Genomic DNA, 19,333 nt, shown 5'->3' with positions numbered 1-19,333 from the left:
ATTAATTGTGATGAAGAAAAATTTTGCATTTGGCCTACTATCATTATTGATAATCAGTTGCTCAACAAAAAGTAATGAGCAGGATCAATCAGTTAAAGAAGCTTCCTTATCATCCAAACTAGAAAAAGCCATGTATAATGAACTAACGTCTTACATTGAGAATGTCTTAACGCATATTTCTGATATACCTGAAAAACGAAAAGAGTCGTTGAATGAACTCGCTAATTATATCACTAAGAAGCAGAAGGAAAATAAAACTGCTAAGCTAACTTTCATCTGCACGCATAATAGTCGCAGAAGTCATTTAGGCCAAATTTGGGCAGCAACCGCAGCGGCTTACTATGAGCTTGATCACATTGAAACATTCTCAGGAGGTACCGAAGCGACAGCTTTTAATCCTCGTGCAGTGGCAGCCATTAAAAGAGCTGGTTTTCAGGTTGATAATCCTGGTGGAGAAAATCCCCATTACATGGTTACCTATGCTGATGGTGGTGAAAAATTAGAATGCTTTTCCAAAAAGTATGACGATTATTTTAATCCGCAAGAAGACTTTGCTGCTATCATGACTTGCTCAGATGCTGATGAGAATTGTCCTTTTATACCAGGTGCAAGTTTTAGAATTCCTATTCCATATGACGATCCCAAAGAGGCAGATGGAACGAGCGAAGAAACTGCTCGATATGACGAGCGTTGCCTTCAAATAGCTACAGAAATGTTTTATTTGATGTCAAAAGTAAAGGCTTAACCTTTTTTTATGAGAAACAAGAAGTTAAATTTCCTTGACCAATACCTAACCCTGTGGATTTTTCTAGCTATGCTTCTTGGCGTAGGTATTGGTTATTTATTTCCTGAAAGTAGTACTTATATAAATGCTCTTAGCAATGGGAGTACCAATATACCAATCGCTATTGGACTTATTCTGATGATGTATCCTCCATTGGCCAAGGTGAATTATAGCCTACTTCCAAAAGTCTTTAAAAACGTCAAGATACTGTCAATTTCATTAGTTCTCAATTGGATCATTGGCCCGGTTTTGATGTTTACTTTAGCCATTATTTTTTTACAGGATTATCCTGAGTACATGGTTGGCTTAATTTTAATTGGTTTGGCACGATGTATTGCAATGGTTCTTGTATGGAATGATTTAGCAGATGGGAGTAGCGAATATGGGGCCGGCTTGGTTGCACTTAACAGTATTTTTCAGGTTTTTGGCTATAGTTTTTACGCATGGATTTTCATTACTGTCTTACCTCCATATTTTGGTTTTGAGGGTGCTATAGTGGATATCTCAATTGCAACTATTGCCGAAAGCGTAGCCATCTACCTAGGAATTCCCTTTTTATTGGGCATATTGAGCCGCACTTTCCTGATTAAGATTAAAAATGAAAGATGGTACAAAGAGCAATTTCTACCTGCCATTTCTCCAATGACTTTAATTGCTCTCTTATTTACCATAGTGATAATGTTTTCTTTAAAAGGTGCTCTCATTGTTGGTATACCGTTAGATGTTGTAAGAATTGCTATTCCTTTATTAATCTATTTTGCGCTTATGTTTTTAATAGGCTTTTTTGTAAGCAAAGCTTCTGGTGCAACATATGATAAAAACGCCTCTATTGCTTTTACAGCTGCGGGTAACAATTTTGAATTAGCAATAGCAGTAGCTATAGCCGTATTTGGATTAAATTCAGGGCAGGCCTTTGCAGGTGTAATTGGTCCGCTGGTGGAAGTTCCGGCTCTTATCCTTTTAGTACGGGTATCTTTCTGGTTAAAGAAAAAGTATTATTCTTAAGTGAGTAAGTATCCACTCAAAACAATTCATGGTTTTACCTATTTAATAGCATTAGTTTAACTGGCATTATTCTGATTTGTATGGTGTAGGTTTATTGTCTGTTAAATCTTAAGTTTGAACCTAAAGAGTTAAAGCTAAAATTTAATTAATGGTACAACCCTGGATGCGAGGTGTGTTGTTGATCGGAGCCTTCTATAATGCGGCCTGGTCAATTTTTCTGTTTTATCAACCTGATAGTTATATCAAATGGATGACAGAAAGCGCTCAACAGGAAAATTCATTAGTATTCTATCAGGCAATTGGTGTAGCTGTTGTAGGTATCATGATGTTCCTTGCTATGCTTAAACCATTGAAATACAAGTGGATGATTGCATTGGTTTTCATTGCCAAACTTTCAGGAGGCTTATTTGCCTATTTTCTACTCATGCAAAGTCAGTTTACTAAGAAATTCTTGTTTCATTTATTAATGAATGATTTAGTTTGGCTCTTTCCTTTAGCAGCAATCTTAATGGCTGTTTATTCAAATAAAAACTCAGATAATCAATAAGTTATATGCAATTCAGTATCAAAAGAATTCTTTTCCCTTTAGTGCTTTTCATTAGCTTTATCAGTACTTCACGAGCGCAGTATAACCAGAGTCACTCAGCTGCAGACATATTACATCATATGCAGAAGTTGCAGCATACAGGTAGAGTACTTTACGTTGCCGCCCATCCTGATGATGAAAATACCAGGTTCATTAGTTATATAGAAAACGGAAGAAAATTTGAAGCCGCCTATCTAGCTTTAACAAGAGGAGATGGAGGACAAAATGTAATTGGTGCTGAATTAAGAGAAGCCCTCGGGTTAATACGCACGCAAGAATTGCTAGCAGCCAGAAGAACGGATGGTGGTGAACAATTCTTCAGTAGAGCAAATGACTTTGGTTACTCCAAAACACCCAATGAGACATTTAATATCTGGGACAGAGAAGCAGTTTTAGCTGATGTCGTTTGGGTTATCAGAAATTTTCAGCCTGATATTATTGTTACCCGTTTTAATGAAACTCCGGGAATAACCCATGGCCATCATACCGCATCAGCTGTTTTAGCGCATGAAGCTTTTAAAGCTGCCGCAGATAAAACACAATTTCCTGAACAACTTGAATTTGTAAAGCCATGGCAAACCAAAAAACTCTATTGGAATACCTCTTCATGGTTTTTCCGTGGTAATGATGATTTTGATGAATCAAAATACATAAAAGTTGATGTTGGCGGTTATGACGCAGTCTTAGGGGAGTCGTATACTGAAATTGCCGCCCGCAGTAGAAGTAATCATAAATCTCAGGCATTTGGTTCAACTGGTACAAGAGGTGAAGAAATTGAATTATTCGAGCAATGGGAAGGAGAGAAGAGTAATAATGGTTTATTTGATGGTATAAAAACTGATTGGTCTTCTGTGAAAGCTGGCAAGGGAATTCAGGAACAAGTTGATAAATTAATTTCCTCTTTTGATGCATTGAATCCTGCTAAAAGTGTGGATCAACTCATATCAGTTAAAAAAGCATTGGCTACACTTCCTGAAAGTGCTGTTAAAAGCAATAAAATTCAACTCGTAGATCAGCTTATTATTGACTGTCTTGGCTTTTATCATTTAGTAGCAACGGACAAGCGAATGGCCTCACCTGGAGATAGCTTAAATGTTTATGTTGAATTTGTAAACCGAGCGGGCTTAGATGTCCAAGTGAAGAATTTCACAGTAAATGGAGCGCAGTCAGCAATTAGTTTTGATGATGAATTAACTGATAATCAGAAAGTAAGTAAAACGGGCGCTATTATGATTGATAAAGGTCACAGCTATTCAACCCCGTACTGGTTAGAGAATGAAGGCACAGTAGGAATGTACCAGGTATCAGAACAGCTTCAGAGAGGAAAGCCTGAAAACGAGCCTGCTATCTTTGCCAACTTTACACTTACTGTAAATGGAACAGAGGTTGACGTTCAGAGCCCATTGGTTTTTCGTGAAAACGACCGTATTAAAGGTGAGGTAATTGAACCATTTTATGTAACTCCTCCAGTTTCTATAGATTTTGAGAAGGAAGTAGTAATCTTCACAAAGCCGAATCAGCAAAGAACTATAGAAGTTTCAGTAAAAGCTTTAAAGGATGATATTTCAGGTGAACTTCAGATACAACTACCAGCTGGCTGGAAACTAAAAAATTCAGGTAGTTTATCATTTGAAGATCTCAACACCAATGAAAAGACTACTTTCAGTCTGGATATCATGTCAGGCAGTAATTTTGGAAAGTTCAGTCTCGGAGCTACTGCACTGCTTACCGATGGACAAAAGATATCTAATAAAGTCAGTGAAATCACTTATGACCACATTCCTAATCAGGTAATTATTTCTGATGCCAAGGCTCAACTTGTTTTTGCTGATGTCAAAATCAATGGTAATCAAATCGGTTATATACCTGGCGCAGGAGATGTAATTCCTGAAGCATTAGAAGCAATGGGCTTCCAGGTGAATGAAATTGATATTGCATCAGCTTCCATAAATGATCTTACTAAATATGATGCTATTGTAGCGGGTATTAGGGCTTATAATACCAATGAGGCACTTCAGAATAACTACAATAAATTGTTCGATTATATGAACGCAGGCGGAAACTACGTGGTTCAGTATAACACAACCTATTCCTTGCCTGATAAAGATTTCTTTCCTTACCAATTAAGTCTTTCAAGGGATAGAATTACGGATGAAACGGCAGCTTTAACTTTTCTTGATGCTGAAAGTGAACTGCTCAATTATCCGAATAAAATTACCAAGGATGACTTTGCCGGATGGGTGCAGGAGCGAGGCCTATACTTTCCTAATTCATGGAGTAAAGAATATCAACCGATTTTCAGTGGGCATGATCAGGGAGAATCTTCTAAAGAGGGAAGTTTGCTTGTGGCGCAATATGGTAAAGGAAGATTTGTCTATACAGGCTTAAGTTTTTTCAGAGAGCTTCCTGCAGGTGTTCCTGGTGCTTATAGGTTATTCGCAAACCTCGTTTCCAGTAATTAGAAATAATAAGCTCATTTATCTGGTGAACAAAGGCATTAATCGATTAGTTGTTCGCGGTGTACTAAAAATTAGATACATTGGTGATTAATGTAAAAACAAAGAGAGAAGAGATGAAGCTTGAAGAAGAGATTAAACAATCTAAATTTATAAGCGAGAAACAAAAGGCACTTATTAATATCATATATACTGCTAACTGGATTTCGTCAGTTCAGCACAAAATTTTTAAGAAAAATGGTCTTACTGCTCCTCAGTATAATGTACTCAGAATATTAAGAGGATACTCACCAAAAGCACTTACAGTATCATCGATTCAGGAAAGAATGCTCGACAAAATGTCCAATGCTAGTCGTTTAGTTGATAAATTGGTTGAAAAGGGTTTTGCGGCCAGAACAATTAATGGGGAAGACAGAAGACAGGTAGATGTAACCATTACCAATTCCGGTCTAAACGTTCTGGACAAGATTGCTCCAGATCTTCAGCAGTTTCATGATGAAACAATTTGTGTTGATGAATCAGAGGCTGAAATTGTCAATAAAGTTTTGGATAAAATCAGAGGATAACGTATTTTATTGGTTCATTTAAGCCTAAGTAGCCATTATGAACCAGCTCAAAGAACTTGGCAGATTACTTTATGGAATCCCCATGATTGTATTTGGTGTATTCCATTTCGTTAATATGCGTTCTCTTTCCACTATAGTTCCTGCTATCATTCCTGGCGATACTTTCTGGGTTATCCTTACCGGAGCAGCCTTAATTGCTGCCGGCATAAGCATTGTCATAAAAAAACAGATACGTATGACCTGTTATTTTTTGGCTGCAATGCTTTTGGTTTTTGTTTTTCTAGTACATTTGCCTGGGGCTCTTAATGGAGATATGACAGCCATCAATTCATTATTGAAAGATGCGGCATTATCAGGCGGAGCTATTATGCTAGGTCAGGCCTATAAAGACTAAAGCACTAACGCGCTAAACATCAACTTTACATGATTACATTATTGAAAAGAGTATTAATATTTATTTTAGTACTTATTGTTACAGTTACGCTTGTCTACCTGGTGGGGCCAAGAGCCGAAAAACCTAATTTCCCAGCCCAATTGCCAACTATTGATGCTTCAATTGATCAGCTTGATAGTGTTGTATCAAAAATTGAGCAAGAAATTGGTGAAATAAAAACCGATAATGAGGCAAGAATAATCTGGGCGGATAGCGTTGGTCAAAAAACAGAATATGCTATCGTGTATCTTCCGGGATTTGGAGCCAGCCAGGGAGAAGGTATGCCGGTTCATACCAATATTGCTGATTCATTAAAAGCAAACCTTTATCTAGCGAGACTAAAAGGACATGGTTTAAGTAGGGAAGATGCACTGGTTGATTTAACATCAGAGAACTACATGGAATCAGCTATGAAAGCTTTCTCTTTAGGAAGAAAACTAGGTGACAAAATCATCTTGATGGGTACATCAACGGGAGCTTCACAAGCGCTATATATAGCTTCACAATTTCCTGATCAAATTGAAGCCCTTGTGCTTTATTCTCCATTTATTGAATTAGCAGATGCTAATTTGAATATGCTTTCCAAAGGCCCATGGAGTGATAAGATAGCAGAAACAATGCTAGGCAGCGACATTTCCTATACCGAAAGGCCTGATTCTGTAGCGGCCTATTGGTCAAGTTATTACCATGTTAATGCTTATAAGGCACTGTTTAATATGATTCATAGCTCGATGATATCAGATAACTTTAAGCTTATAAAACAACCTGTTTTTATGGCCTATTATTATAAGGATGAAGAACATCAGGATGATGTAGTTTCAGTTGCCGCTATGAAACAAATGTTTGAAGAACTTTCAAGTAGCAACAAAAAATCAATCGCTTTTCCTAAAGCGGGTGATCATGTAATAGCCTCCAAATTAAGATCTAAAGATTGGCGGGCCGTTCAGGATAGTACACTTGAATTTCTGAATGCAACTTTATATTAAAACCTCAATGTAAGCTGCTGCTCTTGTTTAGTCTTTTCAGTTTCCTCTTCCAGTTCAAAGTTAGATAAGGAGCAGCCAATCAATCTTACTTTTTGCTCAAGTTCAACCTGGTCGATTAAAGCATCGATAGCCTGTTCAAAAGCTATTTTATCTTTGATGATGTTATCGGTAGTTTTGCTTCTGGTAATCTGGGTAAAATCATCGTATTTCACCTTTAAGGTTTGTGTATGCGCTTTGGCTTTTGCTTTTTGATAACGCTCCCATACTTTTTCGATGATAGGGTACATCTTCTCTTTTAATTCATCATGAGTGGCGAGGCTTTCGCTAAATGTGTTTTCTGCTCCGATTGACTTTCTGATTCTGTTAGGATTAACTGATCGGTTGTCAATTCCTCTACTTACTTCATAATAGTATTTACCAGCCTTACCGAAATAGTTGGTGAGCGTTTGCAATGATTTCTCTTTTAAATCTCTGCCATGGAAGATGCCCATTTTGTGCATTTTCTCAGCAGTAACTTTGCCCACCCCAAAGAATTTTTTGATTGGTAACTGTTCAATAAATCTTTCTACCTGATGGGGTTTGATGATGTATAAGCCATCTGGTTTTCGATAGTCAGAGGCTATTTTAGCTAGAAACTTATTGACAGACACACCTGCTGAAGCCGTTAATCCCAGTTCTTCTTTGATCTGCTTTTTGATGGATATAGCGATGTCAGTAGCGGTCTCAATGCCTTGTTTGTTTTGGGTAACATCAAGATAGGCTTCATCTAAAGAAAGTGGTTCTACTAAATCGGTATGGCTTAGGAATATTTCTCTAATGCTGCGGCTTATTTCGGTATACCTGTCAAACCGTGCCTTTACAAAGATGAGGTCTTTGCATTTACTGGCTGCTATTTTAGAAGGCATGGCTGAATGAACGCCATATTTACGCGCTTCATAGCTGGCTGCTGCAACTACACCTCTTTCTTTATTGCCACCAACAGCAATGGGTTTCCCTCTCAATTCAGGGAAGTCAAGCTGCTCCACGGAGGCGTAAAAGGCATCCATATCAATATGTATGATTTTTCTTGTCACTATAGAAATATACTATCCTGCAATTTTATAATTTTTATTACGCATTTGGTCGAATAGGGCACCTTATTCTTATAAAAGTTTAAGTAACTTTTTAGTTTTGTTTGTTGTTGTGCAACAGGGTAGCAGTCAAAAAAATATGTATAAAGGATTTTTAACATTATTTGTGATTATCGGTGTTTTGCTGGCGCCAATAGAGCTTCTTTCTTTCAGTTCGGTTGAAAGTGATTCAACAAAAAACTGGCCCAAGGAAGTCAGCTATGATGAAACAGTCAGTTTGCTTTCCAATTATATTCAGAAAAGTTCAGTGAGTGGCTCTGAAAAAGAAGCAGGACTTTTTATTTCAAATTATATCACGGATTCAACCTCACTTAATCTGAGAGTATTTTCGGATGATGAAGATAGATATAACCTGGCCGCTTCTTTATATCCTTTATCATCCGGTAAACCTAATATTATTTTACAGAATCACATCGATGTAGTGCCTGCCGAAGCTTTGGAGGCATGGAAGTATGGACCTTTCAGCGGTTATTTCGATGGTGAATATATTTATGGCCGTGGTGCTTTAGATTGCAAAGGATTAGGCATTATGCAATTAAAGGCTGTAGAACTTTTCAAGGAACAATATCCTAATGAAGAATTCCCCTTTAATGTAACTGTACTCTTTCTATCAGGTGAGGAAATGGGTGGTAAAACAGGCGCGCATTATATGATGCAGAATCATAAAGAGGAACTTAACGCAGTAGCCGTTTTAGGAGAAGGTGGAGCAGGTTATAGAAATGTGCTTAAGAGTAATCCTGACAAAGTAATTTTTGGAGTTTCAGTGGCTGAAAAGCAAAGCCTGTGGGTGAAATTAAAGGTGATGAATAATAACGCTGGTCATGGTGCTGCGCCTGGTAAAAATTACGCTAACCTTCAGTTGATCAGTAGCTTGAATAATTTAACTAATAGAAAGGTGCTCTTATTTTTTAATAGAAGCACACGCCAGATGTTTAAGAAACTTGGTAAAGCCGAAGGTGGCATCAGAGGCTTTTTCATAAGAAATATAAATTGGTCAATATTAGCGCCCTTTGTCCGTAAGCAGATTGAAAGAGAACCCTTTCTTTCTTCCTTATTAACCAATACCATTACAGTTACCAATATTCAGAATCCTCCGGGGCCACCCAATCAAATTAGTAATTATGCTACCGCAACGCTTGATTGCAGATTAGTGCCTGGTACTTCAGTAAAAAGCTTTTTACGTTATATTGAACGTAAGCTTGATAATAATAATATTGAGATATCCGTTATCTCACAAAGCCCTGAAGCCAAGCCTTCAAAAACCAATAAAATATACGATGCTATTGAGGAATCTATCAGCAGGGAGTTTCCAGAATCTGAAACGATACCTTTCTTATTTCCCGCCACCAGCGATAATAGTGTTTTCCGTTCTTATGATATTCCTGCATATGGGCTGATACCTGCTGTGGTAGATGAATCGGACATTAACTCCATCCATAGTGATAATGAACGCATCAGTACCAAAGTGTTGGGTAATGGCATCAAAGTTTATTATGGTTTTATGCAATCGCTTTTGGTTGAGAAAGAAGAAGGATTTTTCAAAAATATCCTAAATTGGGACTCCAAAAAAGAATAAGAAACCAAATCCTTTTTTAGCTGTTAAGCTTATCAATAAGTAAAAATGAAGAAATCTAAGGTTTTCCTGATTATTGGGTTGGTGTTTATCGCCATCGTGTTTTATGTGGTATATGATATGTCCACCAGAACTAAATTCCCCAAGGGGAAACCGCCAAAAAGTGCCTTACAAGATAGTAGTTTGATGATTATAGACAGTGCTGCTGTTAAGTCTGAAAAGCAAAAGTTGAATAAGCAAGATGAGTGAGCAAGGTAAAAAGATAGATGTAAATAAAATTGATCTGGAGAAGATGAAGGAAGGTACAACCGATAAGCCCGGCACTATTTCTTTTCCGCATCATTCAGGTAGTGCCATCATAAAACCTACCGATAAAGGTAAAATTAAGGGCAGGGCAGTAGCGGCTATGCATCAGCAGACAGAAAGCCAAATGGGCCAGATTTATGAGCAGATGCAGCTGTTGGCCGAGCAAGCCAAAGCCATTCAAAACAGGGTAGAAATTTCTGAGCGTATTTACCTGGCTAAGATCAGTTTCGAACCATTAATTAACCATACCTACTATTTATACCAGAACAGCAAAAATGAAGATGTACTTTCATTAATTGCACCGCAAGAGTGGGGCAGAAGCAGCTCTATGCAATATTTAGCCACTGTAAAACTCTTGGCAGACCACACCTGGGAGGTGCTAGATGAGGCTGAGGAAGGGGAGTGATTTTTACTTTATCTTAAGAAGATTATTAGGAATGCAATAAATTTTGTGGTTTGTATCCACCTTTCATTTATAGCTTTACATTTCAAAATAGCACTTAATCTACTAATGCTTATACACAATATTAATGCAGTGTGCTCTATTCCTCTTTATTTCGTTCAGTTAATTTCACCATATTTTGATTAAATGAGGTTAAATCATCTCCTAATGCAGAAAAGAATGCTATGTCGGCATCTTCCACAGCGGTTAATGCTTTTTGTAGCGCTTCCGCTCCTTCGTTGGTTAATTTAATCACTTTGGCTCTTGTATCAGTGGGATGCTCTTGCCTACTAATGAATTTCTTTTCTTTCAAAGTTCTCAGTACCTTAGATACCATCATTCTATCCGCATTACTTTGGTTGGCAATGTCAACTTGTGTTACAGCATTGTTCTTTTTTGAAAGCCAACCTAAAGCAGCCAACAAGACAAACTGTGTATGTGTCAGGTTTAAAGGGTCTAATACCTTTTTTAGTTTACGTTGCCAAAGCATAGTTGCTTGTCCAAGCAAATAACCCGGACTATCATTAGGGCTCTTAAACTTAAATTCGATTTCCTTCGGCATGGTAGTGTTCTAGCATTTGTGATGAGATTAAATCAAAATCGTGTTTGTTGATTTCAAGAATTCCAAAACGTAATGGATATCCCCAACGCTTTTTGTTTGGGATAAAATGTAAATCGTTGATTAAAGGTAAAATAGAAGTGTCTTTACATGGCATAAATTCAATGTTACGTCTTGAAGGACAAAAGTCTTCCGAAACTTGATGTTGATATACCTCATCATCAGCGACTTTTCCCAATGCTGTAAATTCCTGACATTTTTCAGGCTTACCCAAAGTTTGCTTTGCTGAATAGTAAAGTACAAAATCTCCCTTTTTCATTCTTTTTAAAGGTGAGGCTTTTCCATGACAAGCTTGTGCAATGCCTTGTACAACTCCATTTTTAACATGATCTTTTGAAGCTGTGATTACCCAATATTTAATTCCTCTTTCGTTCATTTCGGAGCTAAAAAAGTAAGTTTATAACCGTCAATGTCCTTTAGGTGGAATGCCCTACCAAATGGCGTTTCAAAAATCGGTTCTACCGTAGATATGCCGTTGGCAATGTATTTGTCATTCAGTTGGTCCAAATCTTCGGTGACAGCAAACCACAGTGACACGCCCACTCCCAATTCTTTGCCCTCAATTGGTTCAAGAGGTGTTCGGATAGCAAAACTTGCTTGTCCTTGATTGTACTTGAAAATGTAAGCTTGTGGATTGGAGTTATCTATTTCAAAGCCTAATTTTTTGGTGTAGAAGTCTCTTGATGCTTCCAGATTTTTCACTTGTAGTGATGCAAATGTTAATTGTCTCATTTTATCTTGAATTAATGTAGTCATAAATATAGTATATACGACAACAAAATTCAAATAGTAATGCTGCTTATGTTTTATTGATTGTAATAAGTAATGTTTGAAATTTGTATTTAGAATTAGTTGTAACGGTTTGTATAAGAGCAGTAGCGGATTATATACACTTTCCTTCTCAAATAGCAATATACTTAATTAAAAATAAGAACTTTTCGAGTGTCCACTAGAACCGATATTACTTTTATAAAATGCTATCGGAAGTGTTATTTTTGCTCTATTGCTAAGTGCTTTTTACATTTTACTAAATAAAATGGGTAGTTTTCAATTACTTCTGTAGTTTCAAGTAAACCATAATCTCCAAACTCTTCTTTTATAGATTCTTTATCGTAGAAGAAAATTTTAACACCGCCAAACATTTCAAAACGATCCTGACTTACAAGTTTTCCTTGTCCATAAGTTTGAGCGTCTTTCGTAATTGCCGTAAACACCATAAATCCCGTTTCGGTCAACTGATTAAAACAGTCTTGAATTAGTTTTTTTCTTTCGTCTATATTTAGCAAGTAAATTAGTCCGTAACAAAATATTCCTTCATACAATTTATCATCAAACGGCATTTCGGTTACTGAACCGTGGTGGATTAATAAATCATTACCAAAATGTTCGTGTGCTATGTCAATAGCGGTTTGTGAGATTTCAATTCCCGTTACAGACATTCCATTTTTTCGGAAAATTTGGGCATTCCGACCATAGCCAATCCCTGGAATGAGGACATTTTTTATATTATGTTTAGCAAAAAAGTCTTTCGTTATAACGGTTGACTTGGCAGGTTCTGCCCCCCACATTTCTTGATTGTCCTTGAATGCTTGCTCCCAAAATTCAGTCATTGATACTTTTATTATATGCAAATTTTGTCTTCCAAAATTTCACAATTATGGTCATAACTATTAACTGCTATCAAAATTTTATCAGCATTAATTTTATTACCCTCTAACCTTAATACCGTATGTCCGCAAGGATATTGTTTTTCGGTTTCGTTCAGGTCGTAACTAACTTTTAGTTCAGGACTATCTGTTTTGATTGAGTTCACGATTTTGTTCAGTTGAATTTCGTTTTGAATATCAGTAATAAATATCTCTATCATAATCTAAATAATATATTTTGCATTGAGTTGTTTCGTTTTTAAATCGTCTTTAGTACTCCCGAATCTGCTCTTAAAGTTGCTCCATTTGTAGCAATAGAAAGGGGACTTGCCAGGTAAGTGACTAAATTTGCAATTTCATTTGGGTTAATAAATCGCTGTAATAAAATGTGTGGATTAGACTGTTGTATAATCGCATTTTTCATTTGTTCAATCTCTAAATTTTGAGCTTCTGCAATTTGCTCAACCACCTTTGAAACCCCATCGGAATAGGTAGGTCCACCTAAAACTGTATTTACTGTAACTTGGGTACCCTTTGTCAATTTAGAAAGTCCATTAGCAACAGCTGACATTGCTGCTTTGGACATACCATAGTGAATCATATTTTCAGGTACATTCACTCCTGATTCGCTGCTAATAAAAATAATTCGACCCCAATTTTTATTTTGCATTTGAGGCAATAGCTTTCGAGATAAGCGAACACCACTCATTACATTTATCTCAAAGTAGTCGTACCAATCTTTATCAGTTACATTTTGAAACTCTTCCACTTCAAAAATCCCAACATTGTTTACCAAAATATCTATGTCAGTTAGGTACTGAAGTAGACTTTCTACTTCTTCTTTTTTTGAAAAATCTGCTGAGATTGCTGAAATCTGGCTATCAGGAAATTGTTTTTGTAATTGTTGTTTCGATTGTTCTGTTTTTGACTTTTGTCTGCCATTTATCGTTACAGAAGCTCCTTCTTGCAATAGTTGCTGTGCGATAGCAAAACCAATGCCTTGCGTTGAACCACTTATAAATGCTTTTTTTCCCTTTAATTTTAAATCCATTTCTTTTTTGTAATGATTGTTAAATAAATACTTAATTTTTTTTTATTTGATAATCTGTAGCTGTAATTCAATTTGTTGTCTCAGAATTTCTTTGTCTGGATAAACTCTTCGTAATGTGTTAATTCCGCACCAAAGCGTAATGAGGTGCCTGGCTAAAACAGGGGCTGGTATTTTTGATTTGATATTGCCTCTTTTTTGTTCTGAAAGAATAGTTCTGGTGTAGAGTTTTTCTGTCTCTTTCAAAATGTCTATCGCATCATTTCCTAGCTCTTCATTTATAAAAGTCATTTCAACAATTGTATTTGCTACAATACAGCCTTTAAAGTGAGACTTTTTTGATTCAGTTGCTACACTCAAGAAAAATGCTTTGATTAATTCAATAGGATTATCGCTTTTTTCTAGTACAGTTTTGAAGTCCTCTAAATCTTCTTTGCGTTGATATAGAGATTTTTTGAACAGTTCTTTTTTTCCACCTTTAAAAGTGTTGTATAGGCTACCTGCTCCTGCTCCTGTTGCAGCACTTAGTTCAGACAAGGATGTGGCAGTATAGCCTTTTTCCCAAAAAAGTTCCTGGGCCTTGAGTACCATTTCCTCGTTTTTAAAGACGATTGGTCTTCCTTTCATTTGTCTTTTTTGTAATGATTGATACAAAATTAAAAAAATAAATCTGAATTCAATGATTTCGATTGTTATTTCTCATGTTACCTCTAACAGTTGGGATATTAATAGTTGCGTGGGTTAGCACTTAACTTTGCAAGCACACACCAAACTGGAAATCCGCGAGGATTTTCAGAGGTAGGCGAGAACAAGCAATTACTTATAGCCATTGTTGGGCGTAGTTATTTTAATTCTTTCTTAAACTTTTCACTATTTTGGCAAGCCTCTAAAAAACCATTATACCAAACACTTAATGGATACTTTTCATTTCTTGAAGACTCGAATGTGCTATTTTTTTATAGTACAAAATAGTTTCATCTATAGGTAAGTATTTACTTATTCCGAAATCATAAAAGTTATATGGTATTGTTTCGAAAAGTCTATGTGACCAATCACTATTGTTATGCATTTGTATTGAGTTAGTATCTTCTGTTGCATAATCAATAACAACTGCATTTCTTTTTTTATTAGGTGAAAAACGATGTGAGGGAAATATTTTATTAAGGTGCATATCGTTGAACCCATAACCAATAAATAAAATTGCATCTGATTCATTGACAAGACTATCAATTTTCATATAGTATTGTCTAAAAGGCGCTCTTAATAATTGGTTCGCTTTATCTAGTCCAGAGATGATTGTTGAATTCAAATGGTAATTACCTTCGCTTGTGTAATTTACATTTCTGTTTGTAGACCTAGTTTGAAAGTTTTTATTTAAATCTTTTTCCCAAGTTATGTTATGTGTTAAAGGTCCATCATTTGTCATATTGAAGTGAATTGAACCGTGTAAATGATAGCAAAAATTCCATTTACGACTATAAAACTCTGTCTTATCAAATTTTCCATCTTCGAGATTAAAACCCGTAGATAAATCTGGTAAAACATTTAGTATTACATTATCATAATTTAGATTAATAAATCCTAAATCATAATCTTCTTTTAAAGTATTAAAGAATTGTTTTGCATTATTTAACTCCTCTCTTTTATCATCATTTAGGGTTAAACATTTTCTTCTAATGTAAATTAACAATTGGTCAGTTAAGGATGCTTGCATATCCTTAAAATCATTTCCATCTGCTCTTTTTTCTTTTCTGTAACGAGTAATGATCTCTGGAAATTCATTTAATCTTATAAATGCTTTTAAACTTTTATTATAGTCTATATTTTCTTCGTTACTAATAGAAGAAATGTTTTGCATTGTAAATAATAAAGTTTCAAAATTCAACTCATACTTAATTCCAGTTTTTGCATTTTCCTTTCTGTGTATTTGTATTTTTTCTTTGAGCCAAGTATATAAATTTTTACTTTCTTCTTTGTTTTTTAAACTGTAATTATCACTTGCCCATCTTTCAAATAATTTATCAATTTCGCTTACACTTGGCATACCAAATTCGATAGAAGCTCCAGCTCCAAGAAATATCAATAATTTTTTCATTCAAATTCAGGGTTTTGTCTAATTACGCCCAACATCCGAATATAATAACTAAAGCTATTATATCCGTACTATATCATTTATTGCTCAAGTTAGTAAAACATGACTAAAAGCATTGTAAAGCCATAAATAAATGTTTAGCTGATTATTCCGTTATTAACGGCTTTACATTAGATGACAGATAGAATTGTATTTGTTGTTGGTTATAGTAACAACTAATTGGTAAAGGAATCATGTAAAAATAGAAAGCCTGATTGCATACAATCAGACTTTTTTTACTTGGTTAAGAACAAATGGAATTAAGCCTTCTCATTCTGCCTCCATTTCTTAATAAAGAGCCACAATAATATAAAGCCTATGTTTAAAGTAATCAAGTAAAGTAAAATACCTAATGGGTTAAAGCCAGCTGCTTCTTCCTGAACAGCTTTTTCTAAAAATAGAATAGACGTAGATAATTGGTTTTCAGTAAATAGCTGGTTGTTAGCCATATTACTTCCCCAATGTATGCCTATAGCAAAATAAATTGTTCCAGATCTTAGAAGGGCATTAGCAAAAACGCAGTGCCCAATAATTAATGAAATTGAGTAGAATAAGGCTCCAAATATCCCTATGTTAAAGATATTATGCATGGAAATAAATATGATAACCACTACAAGATTTGCTATTTTTAAATTATAGGTTGAAATCAACTTTTTATAGCCATAGCTTCTACAAATAAATTCTTGGACTGCAGCTGTTGGAAGAATCCAATAAAGCTGTTTAGCTAAATCTCCAAAATCAATTTCTTGTTGAACAATTATTTTATCATTCGTTAAAAAAGATTTTAGGTAGTATCCTACCAGCACAGCCAAAATGCCCAAAATAAGTCCAGTAGGGAGATATTTGAGATTTTGTATTTTAAAATTGAAGCCTAAATCGTCTAAGTTTTTATTTTCTGTTTTATATAAAGCCCAATTAGCCAGAACAACCAATATTAAGCCTACAAAAGGAAAGACCTTTGCAGTATTCTCAGGTAAGGGTAAAAAGTCAGGCAGAATAAGTGCAATAGCTGTAAGAACCACAAAAAGAAGTAATCGACTTAGGTTCGGATAGGTTCTTAATGGATTCACGGTATTATTATATAATAATTTAATATAATTACTTGAGAAGATTGAATCTTCTTTATGAAGTTAGTGAAAATTAATTTATGTAAGAATTCAATACAAAAAGGCCTGGTTGCGTGCAATCAGGCCTTTTTTGACTAGAATATTCCTGAGACCAATATTTTTCCTTATCGAGTATTTTTAGGCTGTGTCAATTGAATAATTGTTTAATAAATTTATTTATGAAACAATTTGTTCTTTACCTCGCTGTAGTCGTTTTCTCAATTTTTATCGGCAGCCAAATTACAGAAGGCGTTTTGCTTGTTCCGTACTGGAAATCTTTATCAGCCAGTGATTTTTATACATACTATGCTCAACACGGTCCTGTAATAGGCCGTTTCTATACTGTACTAACCATTATTGCTGCACTAATCCCTATTTCAGTTGCTGTTTATTGCAAAAGAATTAATTCAAGCGGTTTGAAATTTGCACTGGTTTCCTCCTTTTTTGCGATTCTTTTTATAGTGAGTTTTTATGTTTATTTCAAAGGAACAAATGAATTGTTTTATGAGGCTCATTTTACAGAAGCGGCACTAAAAAAGGAATTAATAGTTTGGAATTATTGGCATTGGGGACGAATTGTACTTGAATTTACTTCTCTGGTCTTTTTAATGCTAGCCTTGATTAAAATTCAAACAAATAGCGTCAGTAAAAACTGAATGAACGTACTGCGAACTAGCTTCGTGAAGTCTGCCACAAAAAGAAAGCCTGATTGTATGCAATCAGGCTTTCTTTTTGACTATAGATAAAGATGCCGACTAACGACTAACCATTTGTTAAGCTGTTACTTTGCCATACAACTCAGCACGTTGTGCCTGAATATTATCATCTTCAATATATTGGTCGTAAGTCTTCAAGCTATCAATATTGCCATTAGGCGTCAGTTCCAATATTCTGTTAGCCACGGTATTAGTAAACTCGTGGTCATGTGAAGTGAAGATTACAGTACCCGGGAAGTCTTTCAAACCATTGTTAAAGGCCTGAATAGATTCCAAATCCAAATGGTTGGTTGGCTCATCTAACATCAATAAGTTACCACCGGTAAGCATCATGCGTGAAATCATACATCTCACTTTTTCACCTCCGGAAAGTACATTTACTGATTTAAAGGTATCCTCACCAGAGAAAAGCATCTTACCCAAAAATCCACGGATATACACTTCATCTTTCTCTTCTGAGTACTGCCTTAACCAGTCGATTAAATTATCATCAGTTTGGAAAAACTCATCATTATGGTTGGGTAAATAAGAAGTGGTAATGGTCTGGCCAAATTTGAAACTTCCTGAATCAGGCTGCATATTGCCATTGAGTAGCTCAAATAGGGCAGTAGTTGATAAACTATCTTTCGATAGCACAGCTATTTTATCACCTTTGTTGACAAATAAGTCTAAATCCTTGATAAGCGTTTTGCCTTCAACCGCTTTGTTTAACTTCTCAATTTGTAATATCTGGTCACCGGCTTCTCTATTCTGGTTGAAAATAATGGCCGGATACCTTCTGGTAGAAGGTTTAATATCTTCTACGTTGATCTTATCCAATAACTTTCTTCTACTGGTTGCCTGCTTAGATTTTGAAGCATTAGCGCTGAAGCGAGCAATAAACTCCTGCAATTCTTTCTTCTTCTCTTCTGCTTTCTTGTTGGCTGAAGAACGTTGCTGTAAAGCTAACTGACTAGACTGATACCAGAAGCTATAATTACCAGAGAACATATTGATCTGGCTGAAATCGATATCTACAATATGCGTACATACCGTATCCAAAAAGTGTCTATCGTGAGATACAACAATCACTGTGTTCTTAAACTCAAGAAGAAAATCTTCTAACCAGGCAATGGTATTGATATCCAAATCGTTGGTAGGCTCATCCAGGATAAGCAAATCAGGATTACCAAATAATGCCTGCGCTAAAAGCACACGTACTTTATAATTACCACTGATATCCTTCATAAGGCTGTAATGATGCTCTTCCTCAATGCCTAAGCCACTCAAAAGGGCTGCAGCATCGCTTTCTGCATTCCAACCATCCATTTCAGCAAATTGCTCTTCTAATTCGGCCACCTTGTTGCCATCTTCTTCAGAAAAATCCGGTTTGCTGTAAAGCTCCTCTTTGGCTTTGATGTTGTTCCATAACTTGGTATGGCCCATCATCACTGTATTTAAAACAGAATGTTCATTGAACTCATTGTGGTTCTGTTTCAAAACAGCCATTCGCTTGCCTGAATCCAACGCAACACTTCCTTTGGTAGGATTCACATCGCCAGACAAAATTTTAAGAAAGGTGGATTTCCCTGCTCCATTGGCACCAATTACGCCATAGCAGTTGCCTTGGGTAAACTTGATGTTTACTTCATCAAAAAGGACTCTCTTGCCAAACTGGAGGGTTAAATTATTAGTAGTAATCATAATGCTTTATTTCAAAGCGCAAAGGTAAGGAAATTTATACTGCTATGACACCTTGATCTGTAATTATGAGCGCTCATTTTAGTGGAGAAGTTTTGATTAAGCATATTACATTAAAGA

General features: G+C 35.8%; 22 protein-coding genes. 11 read left to right on the top strand and 11 right to left on the bottom strand.

Translation table 11 applies throughout. From position 1 onward, the window contains the following. Window positions 1–10: 10 nt before the first annotated feature. The 7 genes from JKP34_RS11660 (at window position 11) to JKP34_RS11630 (ending at window position 6,816) form a co-directional block, all read left to right on the top strand. Entirely contained in the window at window positions 11–745 is a 735-nt protein-coding gene (locus JKP34_RS11660) for a protein-tyrosine-phosphatase (protein ID WP_236664973.1), read from the top strand. A gap of 9 nt (window positions 746–754) precedes the next feature. Beyond that, window positions 755–1,789 carry an ACR3 family arsenite efflux transporter gene (arsB, locus tag JKP34_RS11655; protein ID WP_201921414.1) on the top strand — a complete coding sequence of 345 codons (1,035 nt, stop codon included), beginning with the start codon at window positions 755–757 and terminating at the stop codon, window positions 1,787–1,789. 148 nt (window positions 1,790–1,937) lie between these two features. Further along, window positions 1,938–2,336 (top strand): hypothetical protein, encoded by a 399-nt coding sequence (locus JKP34_RS11650; protein WP_201921411.1) that lies wholly within the window; start codon window positions 1,938–1,940, stop codon window positions 2,334–2,336. A 5-nt stretch (window positions 2,337–2,341) separates the two neighbouring features. Further along, a complete protein-coding gene (locus JKP34_RS11645; RefSeq protein ID WP_201921409.1) occupies window positions 2,342–4,837 on the top strand; it encodes a PIG-L family deacetylase in 2,496 nt (831 codons plus the stop codon). A gap of 110 nt (window positions 4,838–4,947) precedes the next feature. Beyond that, complete coding sequence (locus tag JKP34_RS11640) at window positions 4,948–5,397, top strand: MarR family winged helix-turn-helix transcriptional regulator (protein ID WP_201921406.1); 450 nt, start codon at window positions 4,948–4,950, stop codon at window positions 5,395–5,397. A 37-nt stretch (window positions 5,398–5,434) separates the two neighbouring features. Next, window positions 5,435–5,791, top strand: a complete 357-nt coding sequence (locus tag JKP34_RS11635) for a DoxX family protein (RefSeq protein ID WP_201921403.1) — start codon at window positions 5,435–5,437, stop codon at window positions 5,789–5,791. Window positions 5,792–5,820: 29 nt separating this feature from the next. After that, window positions 5,821–6,816 (top strand): alpha/beta hydrolase, encoded by a 996-nt coding sequence (locus tag JKP34_RS11630; protein ID WP_201921400.1) that lies wholly within the window; start codon window positions 5,821–5,823, stop codon window positions 6,814–6,816. Here JKP34_RS11630 and dinB read toward each other — a convergent pair. After that, window positions 6,813–7,889, bottom strand: a complete 1,077-nt coding sequence (dinB, locus tag JKP34_RS11625; protein WP_201921396.1) for a DNA polymerase IV — start codon at window positions 7,887–7,889, stop codon at window positions 6,813–6,815. The two genes, JKP34_RS11630 and dinB, sit on opposite strands and share 4 nt — an antisense overlap. Window positions 7,890–8,025: 136 nt before the next feature. On the opposite strand from dinB, the gene JKP34_RS11620 reads away from it, so the two are divergent. Genes JKP34_RS11620 through JKP34_RS11610 form a run of 3 tightly spaced genes read left to right on the top strand, consistent with a single transcriptional unit; the run spans window position 8,026 to window position 10,231 of the window. Next, window positions 8,026–9,522, top strand: a complete 1,497-nt coding sequence (locus JKP34_RS11620; RefSeq protein WP_201921393.1) for a M20/M25/M40 family metallo-hydrolase — start codon at window positions 8,026–8,028, stop codon at window positions 9,520–9,522. Between the two features lie 45 nt (window positions 9,523–9,567). After that, entirely contained in the window at window positions 9,568–9,768 is a 201-nt protein-coding gene (locus JKP34_RS11615; protein ID WP_201921390.1) for a hypothetical protein, read from the top strand. Next, window positions 9,761–10,231, top strand: coding sequence for a DUF2452 domain-containing protein (locus JKP34_RS11610; RefSeq protein WP_201921386.1), 471 nt, complete (start codon window positions 9,761–9,763; stop codon window positions 10,229–10,231). Before JKP34_RS11615 ends, JKP34_RS11610 begins: the two co-directional genes overlap by 8 nt. 136 nt (window positions 10,232–10,367) lie before the next feature. Here the strand turns inward: JKP34_RS11610 and JKP34_RS11605 are convergent, their stop codons facing one another. From JKP34_RS11605 to JKP34_RS11565, 9 genes are all read right to left on the bottom strand, one after another. Further along, the gene (locus JKP34_RS11605) at window positions 10,368–10,829 is read right to left on the bottom strand and encodes a MarR family winged helix-turn-helix transcriptional regulator (RefSeq protein WP_201921383.1); all 462 of its coding nucleotides are present in this window, start codon (window positions 10,827–10,829) and stop codon (window positions 10,368–10,370) included. Further along, complete coding sequence (locus tag JKP34_RS11600; protein WP_201921380.1) at window positions 10,807–11,262, bottom strand: EVE domain-containing protein; 456 nt, start codon at window positions 11,260–11,262, stop codon at window positions 10,807–10,809. Before JKP34_RS11600 ends, JKP34_RS11605 begins: the two co-directional genes overlap by 23 nt. Continuing rightward, window positions 11,259–11,618, bottom strand: a complete 360-nt coding sequence (locus JKP34_RS11595) for a VOC family protein (protein WP_201921377.1) — start codon at window positions 11,616–11,618, stop codon at window positions 11,259–11,261. Before JKP34_RS11595 ends, JKP34_RS11600 begins: the two co-directional genes overlap by 4 nt. 257 nt (window positions 11,619–11,875) lie before the next feature. Then, window positions 11,876–12,496, bottom strand: a complete 621-nt coding sequence (locus tag JKP34_RS11590; RefSeq protein WP_201921374.1) for a class I SAM-dependent methyltransferase — start codon at window positions 12,494–12,496, stop codon at window positions 11,876–11,878. An 11-nt stretch (window positions 12,497–12,507) separates the two neighbouring features. Beyond that, window positions 12,508–12,753, bottom strand: a complete 246-nt coding sequence (locus tag JKP34_RS11585; RefSeq protein ID WP_201921370.1) for a hypothetical protein — start codon at window positions 12,751–12,753, stop codon at window positions 12,508–12,510. A gap of 38 nt (window positions 12,754–12,791) precedes the next feature. Further along, window positions 12,792–13,583, bottom strand: coding sequence for an SDR family NAD(P)-dependent oxidoreductase (locus JKP34_RS11580; RefSeq protein WP_201921367.1), 792 nt, complete (start codon window positions 13,581–13,583; stop codon window positions 12,792–12,794). Between the two features lie 42 nt (window positions 13,584–13,625). Next, window positions 13,626–14,171, bottom strand: a complete 546-nt coding sequence (locus tag JKP34_RS11575) for a TetR/AcrR family transcriptional regulator (RefSeq protein ID WP_236664972.1) — start codon at window positions 14,169–14,171, stop codon at window positions 13,626–13,628. A gap of 319 nt (window positions 14,172–14,490) precedes the next feature. Continuing rightward, window positions 14,491–15,675 (bottom strand): SIR2 family protein, encoded by a 1,185-nt coding sequence (locus tag JKP34_RS11570; protein WP_201921360.1) that lies wholly within the window; start codon window positions 15,673–15,675, stop codon window positions 14,491–14,493. 296 nt (window positions 15,676–15,971) lie between these two features. Beyond that, window positions 15,972–16,781 carry a CPBP family intramembrane glutamic endopeptidase gene (locus tag JKP34_RS11565; protein ID WP_201921358.1) on the bottom strand — a complete coding sequence of 270 codons (810 nt, stop codon included), beginning with the start codon at window positions 16,779–16,781 and terminating at the stop codon, window positions 15,972–15,974. 215 nt (window positions 16,782–16,996) lie between these two features. Between JKP34_RS11565 and JKP34_RS11560 the strand changes: the two genes are divergently transcribed. Next, the gene (locus JKP34_RS11560; RefSeq protein WP_236664971.1) at window positions 16,997–17,473 is read left to right on the top strand and encodes a hypothetical protein; all 477 of its coding nucleotides are present in this window, start codon (window positions 16,997–16,999) and stop codon (window positions 17,471–17,473) included. Between the two features lie 117 nt (window positions 17,474–17,590). On the opposite strand, the gene JKP34_RS11555 is transcribed toward JKP34_RS11560, so the two are convergent. Further along, window positions 17,591–19,216, bottom strand: coding sequence for an ABC-F family ATP-binding cassette domain-containing protein (locus JKP34_RS11555; protein WP_201921351.1), 1,626 nt, complete (start codon window positions 19,214–19,216; stop codon window positions 17,591–17,593). Window positions 19,217–19,333 lie beyond the last annotated feature (117 nt).

Source organism: Marivirga atlantica (assembly GCF_016734805.1).
Taxonomy (GTDB): domain Bacteria; phylum Bacteroidota; class Bacteroidia; order Cytophagales; family Cyclobacteriaceae; genus Marivirga; species Marivirga atlantica.
The sequence above is the reverse complement of the archived record's forward strand: the minus strand, read 5'-3'. Positions and strand labels throughout refer to the sequence as shown.